15 protein-coding genes are annotated in these 15,228 nt (G+C 33.3%); 10 read left to right on the forward strand and 5 right to left on the reverse strand.

Features of this window, described 5'->3' with window-relative positions; genetic code table 11:
• Positions 1-4: 4 nt before the first annotated feature.
• Positions 5-1,525: a DEAD/DEAH box helicase gene (locus DG435_RS02370; protein ID WP_106791324.1), complete on the reverse strand. Its 1,521-nt coding sequence runs from the start codon at positions 1,523-1,525 to the stop codon at positions 5-7.
• A gap of 256 nt (positions 1,526-1,781) precedes the next feature.
• On the opposite strand from DG435_RS02370, the gene DG435_RS02375 reads away from it, so the two are divergent.
• The 5 genes from DG435_RS02375 (at position 1,782) to lpdA (ending at position 5,718) form a co-directional block, all read left to right on the forward strand.
• Positions 1,782-2,651: an alpha/beta hydrolase gene (locus DG435_RS02375; protein ID WP_106791323.1), complete on the forward strand. Its 870-nt coding sequence runs from the start codon at positions 1,782-1,784 to the stop codon at positions 2,649-2,651.
• A 73-nt stretch (positions 2,652-2,724) separates the two neighbouring features.
• Positions 2,725-3,219 carry a peptide-methionine (R)-S-oxide reductase MsrB gene (msrB, locus tag DG435_RS02380; protein ID WP_106791322.1) on the forward strand — a complete coding sequence of 165 codons (495 nt, stop codon included), beginning with the start codon at positions 2,725-2,727 and terminating at the stop codon, positions 3,217-3,219.
• Complete coding sequence (msrB, locus tag DG435_RS02385) at positions 3,212-3,607, forward strand: peptide-methionine (R)-S-oxide reductase MsrB (RefSeq protein ID WP_024770078.1); 396 nt, start codon at positions 3,212-3,214, stop codon at positions 3,605-3,607. Before msrB (DG435_RS02380) ends, msrB (DG435_RS02385) begins: the two co-directional genes overlap by 8 nt.
• A gap of 27 nt (positions 3,608-3,634) precedes the next feature.
• Complete coding sequence (locus DG435_RS02390; RefSeq protein WP_106791321.1) at positions 3,635-4,132, forward strand: hypothetical protein; 498 nt, start codon at positions 3,635-3,637, stop codon at positions 4,130-4,132.
• A gap of 194 nt (positions 4,133-4,326) precedes the next feature.
• Positions 4,327-5,718: a dihydrolipoyl dehydrogenase gene (gene lpdA, locus DG435_RS02395; RefSeq protein ID WP_106791320.1), complete on the forward strand. Its 1,392-nt coding sequence runs from the start codon at positions 4,327-4,329 to the stop codon at positions 5,716-5,718.
• A gap of 97 nt (positions 5,719-5,815) precedes the next feature.
• Here lpdA and aroQ read toward each other — a convergent pair whose 3' ends face one another.
• Entirely contained in the window at positions 5,816-6,235 is a 420-nt protein-coding gene (gene aroQ, locus DG435_RS02400) for a type II 3-dehydroquinate dehydratase (RefSeq protein WP_106791401.1), read from the reverse strand.
• A 57-nt stretch (positions 6,236-6,292) separates the two neighbouring features.
• Positions 6,293-6,925, reverse strand: coding sequence for a porin family protein (locus DG435_RS02405; RefSeq protein WP_106791319.1), 633 nt, complete (start codon positions 6,923-6,925; stop codon positions 6,293-6,295).
• Between the two features lie 260 nt (positions 6,926-7,185).
• Between DG435_RS02405 and DG435_RS02410 the strand changes: the two genes are divergently transcribed.
• Entirely contained in the window at positions 7,186-7,719 is a 534-nt protein-coding gene (locus tag DG435_RS02410) for a porin (protein ID WP_106791318.1), read from the forward strand.
• A gap of 76 nt (positions 7,720-7,795) precedes the next feature.
• Complete coding sequence (gene xerD, locus DG435_RS02415; RefSeq protein WP_106791317.1) at positions 7,796-8,692, forward strand: site-specific tyrosine recombinase XerD; 897 nt, start codon at positions 7,796-7,798, stop codon at positions 8,690-8,692.
• A gap of 90 nt (positions 8,693-8,782) precedes the next feature.
• Here xerD and DG435_RS02420 read toward each other — a convergent pair whose 3' ends face one another.
• Positions 8,783-9,664: an anti-sigma factor gene (locus tag DG435_RS02420; RefSeq protein WP_106791316.1), complete on the reverse strand. Its 882-nt coding sequence runs from the start codon at positions 9,662-9,664 to the stop codon at positions 8,783-8,785.
• A 113-nt stretch (positions 9,665-9,777) separates the two neighbouring features.
• Positions 9,778-11,313, reverse strand: a complete 1,536-nt coding sequence (locus DG435_RS02425; RefSeq protein WP_106791315.1) for an NAD(P)H-hydrate dehydratase — start codon at positions 11,311-11,313, stop codon at positions 9,778-9,780.
• Between the two features lie 254 nt (positions 11,314-11,567).
• On the opposite strand from DG435_RS02425, the gene DG435_RS26010 reads away from it, so the two are divergent.
• The 3 genes from DG435_RS26010 to DG435_RS02435 all read left to right on the forward strand — a co-directional run bounded on the left by DG435_RS26010 (position 11,568) and on the right by DG435_RS02435 (position 15,228).
• Positions 11,568-11,693: a hypothetical protein gene (locus tag DG435_RS26010; protein WP_255409710.1), complete on the forward strand. Its 126-nt coding sequence runs from the start codon at positions 11,568-11,570 to the stop codon at positions 11,691-11,693.
• A 101-nt stretch (positions 11,694-11,794) separates the two neighbouring features.
• Entirely contained in the window at positions 11,795-14,242 is a 2,448-nt protein-coding gene (gene thrA, locus DG435_RS02430; protein WP_106791314.1) for a bifunctional aspartate kinase/homoserine dehydrogenase I, read from the forward strand.
• A 44-nt stretch (positions 14,243-14,286) separates the two neighbouring features.
• Positions 14,287-15,228, forward strand: a complete 942-nt coding sequence (locus DG435_RS02435) for a homoserine kinase (protein ID WP_106791313.1) — start codon at positions 14,287-14,289, stop codon at positions 15,226-15,228.

Here is a 15,228-nt window from a genome sequence, read left to right on the forward strand (position 1 = left end):
ACCATTAATCATCCATAAATAGCTGATTAATTTTAGATCTCAATTTTCGTTTATAGTCTTCCTCTAACCAATCTCTATAGTTTTTGGTACTTTTACTAATACAATAAGAATATCTACGTACCCGAAATTCTATATCTTGATCTAAAAGTTTACTTAAAATTCGTGCATCAAAAACATCTTCGCTATTTTGTACACACATTATAGCATGTTGTTCTATAGATTTTTCGAGAACTGTTAAGCTTCTATGTCCGTAGCGTTTTGTTTTTGCATATTCTTCTTCGATATCAAACTCAACATTTTCAGATTTTAGAAATTCTTTTCTTAATTCCTCTGGCAATACATATTTAAAATTGCGTTCTATCTCCTCATCCCCTACCAGATTATCATAATAGAAATCTGGTGATCTAAAAATAGATTGCCAATCAATATCAGAATTCCACAACCCAAATCTTGCAGTATTATTTCCTAAATCGATTATTGAAAATTCTGGTTTAACAGGTAGTATACGAGATCCCCTACCGATCATCTGAAAATATAAAGTAAGTGATTTTGTTGCTCTGTTAAGAATAATACTTTCTACCGTAGGTTCATCAAATCCCGTAGTAAGAATACTAACAGAAGTAAGTATAGCATCATTTGTTTTTTTAAACCATGCTAATATATCTTCTCTTTCTTGCTTACTATTTGTATTATCGAGGTGACGAATCGGGTGTCCTGCCTTTTTAAAAGCCTCATATACATAAATAGAGGTATTAATCCCATTGTTAAAAATCAATGTCTTTTTACCTTTTGATCTTTCTTCATAAGCATGCAATAACTTATCCTGCATTAACATATTGGTATACAGGTCTTCTGAAGATTTTACAGTATAGTCACCATTCATTCCTATTTTTAGAGATCCTAATCCAACATCATAGGTATAAATTACAGGCTTAGCCAGGAATCCGCTATTAATTAATGAACTGATTGTATCGCCTACAATTAATTCATTATAATTATCCTTCATCGGGAGTTTCATATTTGAACTAAGCGGTGTAGCCGTTACTCCAAGGATAAAACAATTTTTAAAAAATCTAAAAAGCTTCCTAAATGAATTATAATGAGCTTCATCAATAATCACCATTCCTATATTGTGCAGTTCTAAATGATCATCATTAAGCCTGTTGTTAAGGGTCTCCACCATCGCAACAAAACACATATATTCATTTTGGTCATCGAGTTCCTTAACAGAGCTGTTTATGATTTTATTCTTTACTCCAAACTCGGTTAGCATTTTCGAAGTTTGGCCACAGAGTTCAATTCGATGCGTAAGGACAACCACTTTTTTTCTAGTGGATTCTATATACCTCCTTACAATTTCAGAAAAAATAACCGTCTTTCCTCCTCCGGTAGGAAGTTGATACAACAGATTATATTTTTGGGAAAACTCTTTTAGACGACTAAATATCTTATCTATATCCCGCTTCTGATAATCGTAAAGTACTTTTTGTTCTTTTTTATCTACCCCTTTGGGTTGTAATCCCATGTATCTCCTATTAAAAAAATAAACTACAAAATTAAACACTTTTAAAGGTTATATGAAAGAATTAAGGAGATATATTTGATCTATTTATATTTTATTCTTTACTATCTTATTAGAATTCACATAAGTTCTATACATATATAAAAAGTAAACATTTTTTGTTTCTTTACATTTTTCAAAAAATGTTAATTTATCATAATTATATATTTCAAGAACAGTTGTTATTTTAATTTTACCCTTTCAATTAAATATTTATTTAATGGCTAAAGCAGACAAAGACCTAATTCCTGTACAGGCACTTTTAATTCCCAAATCTATAGTATACACTGCAAAAATACTGAATTGGATATCTCCTTTTCTTGCATCTAGATTTGCTGCCAGAATATTTTTAACGCCCTTCGGTTATAAAATGCCAGATAGAGAAAAGGTGATGTATGAGAAAAGCAAAAAAGAAAGAATTCTAATAAAAAAAATTAATAGAGAGGTTATCATTTACAATTATGGAAATTCTAATAAAAAAATTCTTCTGGCTCATGGTTGGTCTGGAAGCGGTACACAGCTTTCAAAAATTGCAGATCAATTATTAGAAAACGGATATAGCACTGTAAGCTTTGATGCTCCGGCACATGGTCATGCTCCTGGAAAAAGAAGTATGTTACCCTTTTTTATCGAAACAATAAACCAATTAGAAAAAACTCATGGCCCATTTGAAGCTGCAATAGGACATTCATTAGGAGGAATGTCATTATTAAGGACTACCCGATTTGGATTACAAATCAAATCTCTGGTTATCATTGGCACGGCCAACAGCATCACAGCAATCACTAAAAATTTTGCAAAAAACCTACAATTAGATCAAAAGGTGGGGCGTTTATTAAAAACATACTTTGATAAAAGGTATGGAGAAGATCTTGATAACTACTCTGGAGCGACTTCTGCCGCAGGAGTTAAAATACCTACTCTAGTAGTACATGATAAAAATGATGTTGATGTACATTACAGTGCAGCACATGAAATCGTTAATAATTTAGAGAATGGACAACTACTAATAACAGAACAACTAGGTCATCGAAAAATTTTAGGCGACCAAGAAGTAATATCCAAAATTATAGAATTTATTTTGGAATAGTTATTGATTAGTTATTGTTAGCCAGTTTATACGACTACTTAGGTATAACTTTAATTAAAAATTAGAAAAAACTATGAAACGTTTTATTTTATTATGTATTAGTGTTCTGGCTATAAGTTGTACAGGTACAGCACAAAAAGAAGGTAAAAAGGAAGGTAAAGTTTATGCAGTCTCTAAAACCAATGCAGAATGGAAAAAGGTTTTGACCTCAGAACAATACTATATTCTTAGGCAAGCAGGAACAGAAAGACCATTCTCTAGCCCTCTAAACAAATTGTATACTCATGGCACATTTCATTGTGCTGCATGTAATACACCGTTATACGAAAGTAAATACAAATTTGATAGCGGAACAGGTTGGCCAAGTTTTGATCGTGCAATAGAAGGAAGTATCGATAACGATATAGATCATAAATTAGGATATGCTAGATCCGAACTACTGTGTGGAACATGTGGTGGACACTTGGGCCATGTATTTAGTGACGGCCCCAGAGAAACAACAGGAATGAGACATTGCATTAATGGTGATGCTCTAGTGTTTAAATCTAATGAATCAAAAAATGAGTAAATATCCAATAGAAAAATCTGAAGCCGAATGGAAAGAGAAGCTTACAGAAGAGCAATATAAAATATTAAGGCAAAAAGGAACCGAAAGGCCATTTACCGGAGAATATAACATGCATTTTGAAGATGGAGCATATACCTGCATGGCTTGTGATGTACCTCTATTTAAAAGTGTTTCTAAATTTGATTCGGGATGTGGCTGGCCAAGTTTTGATGAATCAATAGAAGGAAGTGTAGAATATATAAAAGATACATCCCACGGTATGATACGCACAGAAATATTATGTGCTAATTGCGGTAGTCATTTAGGCCATGTATTTAATGATGGTCCAACAACTACAGGTCAACGCTATTGTGTAAACTCTATTAGTATAGACTTTAATAAAAAATAAATCGATAATAAATAAAATTTAGAATTCATGAGAAAAATTTTCGCACTACTATGTCTAGCCACATTTATATTTACATCTTGTTCTAGCGATGATGATACAGATTTTGATACTATTGCAAATACCTTTGAAGTAACAGGAACGTTTAATACTGCTAATAATTTTCGGATTGAAGCTGTAGTACCTGATAATGTTAATGTATTAGACTCAGATGTTGCGTTAGTTTATATATTAGATCCTGAACAATCTACAGCTCAAGTTGATGTATGGGAACCATTACCAAGGACTTTTTTCTTTGCTCCTGGGGAATTTGCTCAGTTTCAATTCAATTTTATTTTTAACGAAGCACAAAATATTGCAAGTATTGATATATTTATAGAAAGTGATGATTTAAATGCATTGGCTGCTGATATTACAGATAATCAATCTTTCAGGATTGTAGTTATACCTTCAACTTTTGCAAAAAATTCAAAAATAGATTTTTCTGATTTTAATACGGTAAAAAAAGCACTTAAACTGAAATTTTAAAGAAGTACATAATTCAATTATATTTCATATTAAGTACTGATTATAATAAAAAACATTAAAAATTAACACCACGCTTATATAACGTGGTGTTTTTTTGTCCCTTTTAATGAAAATCTTATTCTTAGGGAATACTTAAATCCTTTTTTGGTTAGCCGAATTATCCTTAAATTCGTGACTTCAAAAAATCGACATTTATGAACACATATGATATCATCGTTTTAGGAAGTGGTCCTGGAGGTTATGTAACTGCAATTAGAGCCTCGCAATTAGGGTTTAAAACCGCAGTAATTGAAAAAGAAAGTTTAGGCGGAGTATGCTTAAACTGGGGATGTATTCCTACAAAAGCACTTTTAAAAAGTGCTCAGGTATTCGAATACTTAAAACATGCTTCTGATTATGGACTTACTGTAGATAAATTTGACAAAGATTTTGATGCAGTTGTAAAACGTAGTCGTGGTGTAGCAGAAGGAATGAGCAAAGGAGTTCAGTTTCTTATGAAGAAAAATAAAATCGATGTTCTTGAAGGTTTTGGGAAATTAAAAGCCAGTAATAAAATAACAGTAACAGATGCTGATGGAAAAGCTACTGATTATGAGGCAAAACATATCATTGTTGCTACAGGAGCAAGGTCTAGAGAATTACCTAATTTGCCGCAAGATGGTAAAAAAGTAATTGGGTATAGAAAAGCAATGACATTAGAATCTCAACCAAAGAAGATGATTGTGGTTGGATCAGGAGCAATTGGGGTTGAGTTTGCACATTTCTATAATGCAATGGGTACAGAAGTTACTATCGTAGAATTTTTACCTAACCTTGTCCCTCTCGAGGATGTAGAAGTATCAAAGCAGTTTGAACGTAACTTCAAAAAAGCAGGAATTAAAGTAATGACTAATTCTTCTGTTGAAAGTGTAGATACAAGTGGTGATGGAGTAAAAGCAACAGTAAAAACTAAAAAAGGAGAAGAAATTCTCGAAGCAGATATTGTGTTATCTGCTGTTGGTATTAAAACCAATATAGAAAATATAGGCTTAGAAGAATTAGGTATAGCTACAGATAGAGATAAAATTGTAGTAAATGATTGGTACCAAACCAATATCCCTGGAGTTTATGCAATTGGTGATGTTGTTCCTGGTCCTGCCCTAGCCCATGTTGCTTCTGCAGAAGGAATTACATGTGTAGAAAAAATTGCAGGAATGAATGTAGAACCTATCGATTATGGAAATATCCCAGGATGTACATATGCATCTCCAGAAATTGCTAGTGTCGGAATGACAGAAAAGCAAGCCAAAGAAGCTGGTTACGAATTAAAAGTTGGAAAATTCCCTTTTTCTGCCTCAGGAAAAGCCAGTGCAGCAGGAACTAAAGATGGTTTTGTAAAAGTGATTTTTGATGCAAAATACGGTGAGTGGTTAGGCTGTCATATGATTGGAGCCGGAGTTACCGATATGATTGCAGAAGCTGTATTAGGTAGAAAATTAGAAACTACTGGTCACGAAGTATTAAAAGCAATCCACCCTCACCCAACAATGAGTGAGGCTGTAATGGAAGCTGTAGCAGATGCATATGATGAAGTAATTCATTTATAAGACAACAATACATATATATTAAAAATGCCTTACTATCTTAATAGTAAGGCGTTTTTATATCAACAATTTTAGTTAAAATTGATAGTATGTATTTGTCTTATTTTGTAGAAAAGCTTTGTATTGCCAATATATAACTTTGTAAACCAAAGCCCAGAATAACACCAGCTGCATTAGGTGATATATAAGATTGATGCCTAAACTCTTCCCTACCAAAAGTATTTGATATATGAACTTCTACAACAGGAATTGATATTGCCTTTATAGCATCTCCAATACCAATAGAAGTGTGAGTATAAGCTCCCGCGTTAAGGATAACTCCATCGCATTGATCATCTGCTTCCTGTAGTTTAGTAATCAATTCGCCTTCTATATTAGATTGATAATAAGACAACTCTAGTGTAGAAAAATCAGATTGTAATTGAGCAAAGAACTCATCAAAAGTTTGATTTCCATACACATCTGGTTCTCTTTTTCCAAGGAGGTTTAGATTGGGACCATTTATGATTAGTAATTTCACACGTTTATTTTTTTTAGTAATTAACTTATAATAAATCAATTATATATTATATTCTTATTACTCAATATTAGGTTCCTGTCTTCTGTTATTCTTAGTCTTGAACAAATATCCGACGGATAATTGCGCTACAGAATGCTTAAAATCTATATCCAATGTATCAATATCATTAATATTAGTTAACCCCAGATTATATCGTAATTGAAAAAATAAACCAGTCTCTGTCTTATATCCAGCTCCGAATCCCCAGCTAAAATCAAAATTATTAAAAGAATCAAAGAACTCATCAGGAGTATCTTCTGCAGATTCTGTTGCATTTGCTAATATAGCAAGTTGCGGCCCTGTCTCTAAGCTAAATTTATTTGTAAAATAAAACTTAGCAATAATAGGCAGTGTCAAATAATTTAAACTAATCTTATTTTCTTCTCCCCCATTATCAACTTTATACCCTTGTGCTGTATACAACACTTCTGCCTGTACAAAAAACCGTTGAGATATAGGAAACTCTACGACAGCCCCCAAATGCATTCGCACTCTTGCATCTGTGTTTTTTATATCTCCTGTTATATTCGCATAATTAGCTCCAAATTTAAATCCTGCACGAGTATACAATTCTTCACTCTCTTGTTGAGCATATAAAGACGTGATCATCATCATTAGAACCGAAACAGTAAGAAAAAACTTATTCATCATATATAAATACTATTACTATTCAAAAGTAGTTTTATTTTTTAAAAAACCTGAATCTGTAAACAAAAAAAGCATTATAACATTTCTAAATACCCCTAAGCAATATTATCTATAAGGCTATAAAACTCATGTTCTATTAAAAATCGATGTATTTTATTCTCTAATTATAATCAAAAATACGCTCAAAAAATATTAAGAACTAATTAACTTTTTGTTCTGGTAAATTAAATAGTTTAGCGGCAAACTTTAAACCAACAGTGATTATGAAAAAAATTGCATTAACTACTTTAGCAGTAGTAAGTTTTGTCTTTGCAAGTGCTCAAAACAATGATCAAACTACTAAAGGAAAATGGTTAATCGAAGCTAATACTAATTTCGGCGCAGCAAGTGCTTCTAATACGAGTATTCAATTTACAAGTTTTTCTGATGATGGAGGATCAGTAATTAATATTGGTGCAGAAGTAGGCTATTTTATGATGGATGATTTAGCTCTAAAAATTGGTTTGGGATATGGATCAATAGACAAGGGTGGTGATTCAGAATCTTTAGATTCCTTTTCTTATAAAATAGGGGCCAAATATTATATTATTGGGAGGATTCCTGTGCAGATCGATTATAATGGTGCAAGTACAGATCAAAACCAAGATCCATCCTATTTTGGTGTTCAGGGAGGTTATGCTTTTTTTCTAGGAGATAAAGTAAGTATTGAACCTGGATTGCGATACAATTTTAGCTTGGATGATCGGTTTTATGCCGATGCCTTCCAATTAAACATAGGGTTTGTATTACATCTATAAAAATATCTATTTATTATTTTAAAACCATCCCAAAGTAAATTGGGATGGTTTTCTTTTATATCATATCTTAGTATTAATGAAATGGGATCACGCTATAAAAGACTACAAACATTATTTAAAAATCGAAAGAGGGTTATCTGAAAATTCAATTGTTAATTATACTCTTGATATTCAGAGGTTATTAAAATTTCTAGAACATCAAGATATAACAACTACTCCCCTTTCTATTGAAAAAGATATACTTCAGCAATTTATTTTTGAAACAGCAAAATTGGTTAATCCCCGTTCACAATCAAGAATTATTTCTGGATTAAAAAGTTTCTTTAATTACCTTGTATTTGAAGACTATAGAGAAACCAACCCTATGGAACTCATAGAATCACCAAAAATAGGAAGAAAACTACCCGATACGTTATCTGTAGAAGAAATAGATCTCATTATTGCTCAAATCGATCTTGGCAAACCAGAAGGAGAACGTAATCGGGCAATTATTGAAACTCTCTATGGATGCGGTTTAAGGGTAAGTGAACTTATAACCTTAAAAAAATCCAGTCTTTTTTTTGATGAAGGGTATATTAGTGTTACCGGGAAAGGTGATAAACAACGTTTTGTACCTATAGGAGAAACTACTCAAAAATATATTGATATTTATACCACCGAAATTCGTAATCATATTGATATCAAAAAAGGACATGAAGATACCTTGTTTTTAAACAGAAGAGGGAGACAACTTACCCGAGCAATGATTTTTACTATCATAAAGCGACTGGTAGAAAAAGCAGGAATCCACAAACAGGTTAGTCCTCACACTTTCAGGCATTCTTTTGCTACTCATCTTTTAGAGAATGGTGCCGATTTAAGAGCTATTCAATTAATGCTAGGTCATGAAAGTATTACAACTACAGAAATATATATGCATATAGATCGAAGCCACTTAAGCGAGGTTATACATAGTTTTCATCCAAGGAGATAATATATACAACTCGTTTAGATTCATAACCAAAAAAAGCTGCTGATAAATTTATCAGACAGCTTTTTATAATACCATATCTATTTAAAAATACTAATTCGGTCTCTTCACAATTCCTGAAGGAACAACAGTATTGGACAACATCGTTACAGGGTTTCCAGATCCAGTTGTAATTCCTGCATTTGCGCTAAGTGGTGATATAAAAAATGGTTTAGGATCACCATCTGCTATAGGCTCAACCGTAATAAACACTCTCTTGCTTGTTACAGCAGCAGGAAGTGTAATTCCTGTAATAGGAACTTGGGTAGGTAAAACCAGAAAATCTTCTCCAGGAAATGCAGGAACAGTTCCTCCTGAACCTTTAAAGAAATTTCCGTCATCAACACCACTAACATCAGAAAAAGTACCTGTAGATAAAATTTGAGTACCAAAATCTACCCAACCTTCATATTTCCATCCTGCAGATAAAGCAGGAAGAGATAAACCAGGAGCAGTATCACCATTCATAAACCATACACCAAATTCATCATTACCGTTATCCACGCCTCCAACATTGTCTGTAGGAGTTGCTAAAAAAAACTGACCTGATGTACTAGAAAGATCAGCAACTACTGGCGGAAAAGTAAGTTGTGCAGAATTACCATTAAAATTACCTGTCAAAATTTTTGTATCAGAAGGTCCATTATCGATATCTCCCACTGGCTCTACAGTCACTATAAACTGAGTTGCACTTGCAAGATCAGATGCAAATACGTCTAAGCGAACCACTCCTTCAGGGTTAGTAAATTTTACAGTACTAACAGGTTGTCCATTAACAATAATCCATCCTTGATAAGCAGTTCCTCCTGTAAGAGGCTTTAATCCGATCGTCTCTAATTCTATTGTGGCAACTGCTGGACCGTCATCATCATTAGAGCACGAATTGAATAGCGCTCCAAAAAATAGAACCGCTATAAATAATTTTGTTTTTGTCATCACTTTGCTTTTTAATTATCTTTCAAATGTAATTAGATTACAATAAAATTAACTCCAAAATGCTTACAAAATTGTATGTAAAAACATATTCCTCCTATGTTAAAATGTATTCGTTATTTCCCTTGTTGCCCTTCAACATTAGGTGTTTTAAATAATTCTATAAAAGCTGGACCTATATGAGATATGATTTCACCCGCAATCAATCCTTCAAAACCTGTTTTTTGAACGGCTATATCTCCAGAACTTCCATGTAAATAGACTCCAAAAACTGCAGCATGCAGAGGATCATAACTTTGAGATAGCAAACCGGTAATCATCCCTGTAAGCACATCACCGCTTCCTGCTGTGGCCATTCCCGGATTTCCTGTATTATTTACATATAATTGATCTTCATATACAGTGATAGAGTTTGCTCCTTTAATAATTACAATACAATCATATTGTTTTGAAAATGCTTTGGTTTTTTTAATTTTATCAAAATCACCTTTCCATTTACCCACTAATCGTTCTAACTCCTTTGGGTGAGGCGTCAAAATAGTTTTCTTTGGTAATTTCTCAAGAAGCTCAGGGTTTTTTGCCAAAATATTGATCCCATCAGCGTCTATCACAAGAGGAGATTCATTTTCCTTTAAAAACTCTCTAAATGCATTAACTGTTTTTTCGTCGGTGCCAAGACCAATCCCAATTCCTATGGCTGCAGGCTTAAAATCCAAAGCGATTTCTTCTAATTCGTCATCACTATCCGCAATAACCATTGCTTCTGGAACAGCCGTTTGCAGTACTTCATATCCGCATTCGGGAATATATGCAGTAACTAAGCCTGCTCCTGTCTTTAAGGTAGCTTTAGTTGCCAAGACCATACTTCCCATCTTACCATAACTCCCTCCTATCATTACACAATGCCCATAAGTACCTTTGTGACTAAACTTATGCCTTGGTCGATATAATGGTAATACTTCATTTTTATTAATCAAGACTCCGATACCCGGGTTTTGCATTAAAAAACTTCGATCCAATCCAATATCAATCACCTGCAGGTCTTGTGTATACATACCCGTTTCTGGTAAAAAGAAAACAAGCTTTGGTAATTGAAATGTAACTGTAACGTTAGCAAAAATCACTCCTTCAGGATTATCTGGTGATTTATCAGAATATAAACCCGAAGGAATATCTATAGAAAGAGTAAAGCATCTCGAAGTATTAAGGTGTTTGATTAAAGAAACCACCCAAGGCACTAATGGTCTGTTAAGCCCAATACCAAAAATGGCATCGATAACTATATCCTCTCGTTTAAGTTGAGGAAAATCCTCTTCGCATTTAAGCTGGATAGGCCAATCTTTAGCAATTTCTTTTAATCGATCATAGTTAGATAGAAATTCCTTAGATCTATTATCACTAAAATTTACGATGTAAGTTTTTACATTATACCCATGTTCTAACAATAACCTCGAAACTACTAGTCCGTCTCCTCCATTATTCCCAATACCACAAAAAACATGGATCATAATTGGAGATCCTTGTAATCGACTATGAATCAAATTAAAAATCTGTGTTGCAGCACGCTCCATCAATTCTAATGATGTAATCTTAGCAGTTACCATTGTAGCTTCATCTGCCATACGCATTTGTTGCGCAGAAAATATTTTCATCTATCTATATGTATTAATATTTATTCATGTTTTTATTCTAGAAGTTCCATTAAGAACTTTTAATAAATTAGGTAATCCTTCTTCAAAGACACTAAATATAATTTTAATCATGCCAGTTTCATATATTTTCTAAGAATTACATAATGAAACAAGTTATTAATTATTGAATTAGTAAAAATTTAAGGATGCAGTTAATTTAATTTTCTTTAAAAGTAAAAAATTATACATTTGAACACGCAAAGTAAAGCAAACAAATGTTTAGTACCATTTTCTTATTGGCTTTATTATTTACCTTAGGAACGATTATCGTATCTGAGGCTTCTTCTATTACAACAGGCACTATTACTACTATTATTACTATTATTACCCTTAGGGGTTAGTTCATTTATATATTACCACCGCACCACATACGTAATTCACAAAAAAAGAATTACCAGCAAAGCTTTTATTAATAATTTCAACTTAAAAAATACAATATATCATGAACGTTCTAAAATTTGGAGGTTCTTCTGTCGCCAATGCATCGGCCATAGAAAGTGTAATAGAAATCATAAAACAACAATCTCAAAAGCAATCTTTATATGTAGTAGTTTCTGCAATGGGCGGAATTACCGACTTACTGTTACAAGCAGGAGAAGAAGCTTCTGCTAACAATGAAGACTATAAAAACACACTGGCAGAAATTGAGAAAAGGCATTTTGAAGCTGTAAAAACTCTTATCCCTGTAGTATCCCAAAGTGCAATAATAAGTAAGGTGAAAGCCGAACTTAACACTTTGGAATCATTGTGTGAAGGCGTGTACTTATTAAGTGAATTATCTCTTAAGACAGCTGCCGTAATTGCAGGTTTTGGAGAGATGCTCTCTTCTTATATTATCACCGAAGCTGCCAAAATAAAAGGCTTAGACATCGTTTTAAAAGATTCTAGAGAGCTAATCGTTAGAACAATTAACTCTAAAGTCGTAATTGATTATAAAGAAACCAATACCAGAATCAAAGAATTTACAAATAGTAGTACACATAAAGTAAGTCTTTTTCCCGGTTTTGTTGCAAGAACACAAGATGGCGAACCTACCACACTAGGAAGAGGAGGATCTGATTTTACAGCAGCTATTCTGGCAGCAGCTATTGATGCAAATGAATTGCAAATCTGGACAGATGTAAGTGGTCTATATACTGCTAACCCAAAATTAGTAAAACAAGCTAAACCTGTACATCATATTTCATATCAGGAAGCTATGGAACTTTCTCATTTTGGAGCTAAAGTAATCTACCCTCCTACCATACATCCTGTATTAGAAAAGAATATTCCGATAGTTATTAAAAATACTTTTAAACCCAAAGATCAAGGAACTCTTATTACTCGAAAGGTAGATGAAAGAAAAAAACCAGTAACCGGGATCAGTCATATTGATAGTATCGCGATCATTTCTCTGGAAGGTAGTGGCATGGTTGGCATTCCTGGATTTTCTAAACGCCTATTCGAAGCGTTATTTCTAGAAAATATAAATGTTATCCTTATTACACAAGCTTCCTCTGAGCATTCTATATGTCTTGCCGTTGAAGCTTCTGAAGCAGAGAAAGCCAAAACCATTTTGGATACTACATTCGAATTCGAGATCTCTAAGTACAAACTAGATCCTGTAAAAATAGAAAATGATGTAGCTATCGTTGCATTGGTTGGTGATAACATGTATCACCATCAGGGATTAAGTGGCAAAATGTTTAGTACACTGGGTAAAAACAATGTAAATATTAGAGCTATCGCCCAAGGGGCTTCAGAAAAGAATATTTCTGTAGTCATAGCTAAAAAAGATATTAAAAAAGCTCTTAATATATTACATGAACGATTTTTTGAAGTAAAAACTAAACAGTTAAATCTATTTATAACTGGTGTAGGAAATGTAGGTAGTAAACTAATCGAACAACTTCAACAGCAAAATAAATACCTTAAAGATAAACTACGCCTTAAAATTCGAGTAGTTGGTATGTCAAATTCCAGAAACATGATCTTTAATGAAGGGGGAATTGACCTTGACTCCTGGCAAGAAATACTTCCAAAAGGAGAAAAGGCTAATGCAGAATCATTTTTCGCCAAGGCAAAAGAAATGAATCTACGTAATTCTATCTTTGTAGACAATACTGCAAATCCCAATATTGCTAAGATTTATAAACATTACCTGGCAGAAAGTATGGCTGTAGTAACTTGTAATAAAATTGCATGTGCTGATGAATATTCGAATTATGAAGAATTACAAGATCTCTCCAGAAAATTTAATGCTCCGTTTTTATATGAAACCAATGTTGGAGCAGGTTTACCTATAATCGATACTCTTAATAATTTAATTGCCTCTGGAGATAATATTCATAAAATACAAGCTGTATTATCAGGCAGTCTTAATTTTGTATTTAATAATTATACAGAAGAAGCTACTTTTCATGATATCGTAAAACAGGCTCAGCAAGAAGGATACACAGAACCAGATCCAAAGATTGATTTAAGTGGTGTTGATGTGGCTCGAAAAATCCTGATCCTCGCTCGTGAAAGTGAAAAAATTATGGAGCTGGAAAATATAGAGAATGAAGCATTTCTTCCTCAGGAAAGCTTAGAAACCAAAAGTGTAGATGAATTTTTTAATTCACTAGCTCGAAATGAGGAACATTTTAAGGAAATTCTGGCAGAGGCTAACAAAAAAGAATGTCGATTAAAATATGTCGCGCAATACGAAGCAGAAAATGCCAAAGTAGGATTGCAGTATATACCAGCTGATCATCCTTTTTATAATCTAGAAGGAAGTGATAATATTGTACTTTTTTATACAGATCGATATCCAAAACAACCTTTGATTGTTAAAGGAGCTGGAGCTGGAGCCGAAGTCACTGCTTCTGGTATCTTTGCAGATATCATAAGAATCGGCAAAAGTAAATAATATGAAATCAGTCTGACAATTAAAACGTACTAAAAAAAGAACAGATGAAAAGTGTTAAAATATTTGCTCCCGCAACGGTTGCTAATCTTTCTTGTGGATTTGATGTATTAGGATGTTGCTTGGATAATGTTGGCGATGAAATGATAATTTCGATCACGGCAGATCCTGGTGTAAAAATAACAAAAATTGAAGGAGCGAATCTTCCTATGGAAACTCACAAAAATGTTGCTGGTGTTGCTGTTGAAGCATTTCTTGAAGCATATGGAAAAAACATAGGAGTGGCTATAGAAATTTATAAAAAGATAAAAGCAGGTAGCGGAATTGGAAGTAGTGCTGCCAGTAGCTCTGGTGCTGTTTGGGCGGTAAATTATTTATTGGGCAACCCATTTACCACGCACGAATTGGTAAAATTTGCGATGGAAGGTGAAAAATTAGCTAGCGGTAATGCACATGCAGATAATGTTGCTCCTGCCCTTCTTGGTGGATTTACTTTGGTACGTAGCTATGCCCCATTGGATATCATAAAATTACATTCTCCAAAAGACCTGGTGATGACAGTTATTCATCCACAAATTGAAGTAAAAACATCAGATTCCAGATCTGTAATCAAACATAAGGTAACTTTAAAAAAAGCAATTCATCAATGGGGAAATGTTGGTGGATTTGTTGCCGGATTGTTTACAGAAGACTATGATTTAATTGGTAGAAGTTTAGACGATGTGATTATCGAGCCGTTGCGATCCATTTTAATTCCTGAATTTAACAATGTTAAAAATGCAGCTATTGCAAAGGGTGCTTTGGGTTCGGGAATATCTGGTTCAGGGCCTTCTATTTTTGCGTTGAGTAAAGGTATGAAGGTTGCAAACGACGTAGCAGATGTAATAAAAGATATTTATAACAAAACAGGAATTGATTTTGATATACACATCTCAAAAATTAATAGCAAAGGAATTAAGATAATAGAAGAAACTGAATACAGAAAATAA

This window comes from Aquimarina sp. Aq78 (assembly GCF_900299525.1).
In the GTDB taxonomy this organism is placed as follows: Bacteria; Bacteroidota; Bacteroidia; order Flavobacteriales; family Flavobacteriaceae; genus Aquimarina.

Excerpts from the sequence above, each read along its gene's own strand:
- DG435_RS02370 (WP_106791324.1), bottom strand. The coding sequence starts at position 1,525 with ATGGGATTACAACCCAAAGGGGTAGATAAAAAAGAACAAAAAGTACTT.
- DG435_RS02375 (WP_106791323.1), top strand. The coding sequence starts at position 1,782 with ATGGCTAAAGCAGACAAAGACCTAATTCCTGTACAGGCACTTTTAATT.
- msrB (WP_106791322.1), top strand. The coding sequence starts at position 2,725 with ATGAAACGTTTTATTTTATTATGTATTAGTGTTCTGGCTATAAGTTGT.
- msrB (WP_024770078.1), top strand. The coding sequence starts at position 3,212 with ATGAGTAAATATCCAATAGAAAAATCTGAAGCCGAATGGAAAGAGAAG.
- DG435_RS02390 (WP_106791321.1), top strand. The coding sequence starts at position 3,635 with ATGAGAAAAATTTTCGCACTACTATGTCTAGCCACATTTATATTTACA.
- lpdA (WP_106791320.1), top strand. The coding sequence starts at position 4,327 with ATGAACACATATGATATCATCGTTTTAGGAAGTGGTCCTGGAGGTTAT.
- DG435_RS02405 (WP_106791319.1), bottom strand. The coding sequence starts at position 6,925 with ATGATGAATAAGTTTTTTCTTACTGTTTCGGTTCTAATGATGATGATC.
- DG435_RS02410 (WP_106791318.1), top strand. The coding sequence starts at position 7,186 with ATGAAAAAAATTGCATTAACTACTTTAGCAGTAGTAAGTTTTGTCTTT.
- xerD (WP_106791317.1), top strand. The coding sequence starts at position 7,796 with ATGAAATGGGATCACGCTATAAAAGACTACAAACATTATTTAAAAATC.
- DG435_RS02420 (WP_106791316.1), bottom strand. The coding sequence starts at position 9,664 with ATGACAAAAACAAAATTATTTATAGCGGTTCTATTTTTTGGAGCGCTA.
- DG435_RS02425 (WP_106791315.1), bottom strand. The coding sequence starts at position 11,313 with ATGAAAATATTTTCTGCGCAACAAATGCGTATGGCAGATGAAGCTACA.
- DG435_RS26010 (WP_255409710.1), top strand. The coding sequence starts at position 11,568 with ATGTTTAGTACCATTTTCTTATTGGCTTTATTATTTACCTTAGGAACG.
- thrA (WP_106791314.1), top strand. The coding sequence starts at position 11,795 with ATGAACGTTCTAAAATTTGGAGGTTCTTCTGTCGCCAATGCATCGGCC.
- DG435_RS02435 (WP_106791313.1), top strand. The coding sequence starts at position 14,287 with ATGAAAAGTGTTAAAATATTTGCTCCCGCAACGGTTGCTAATCTTTCT.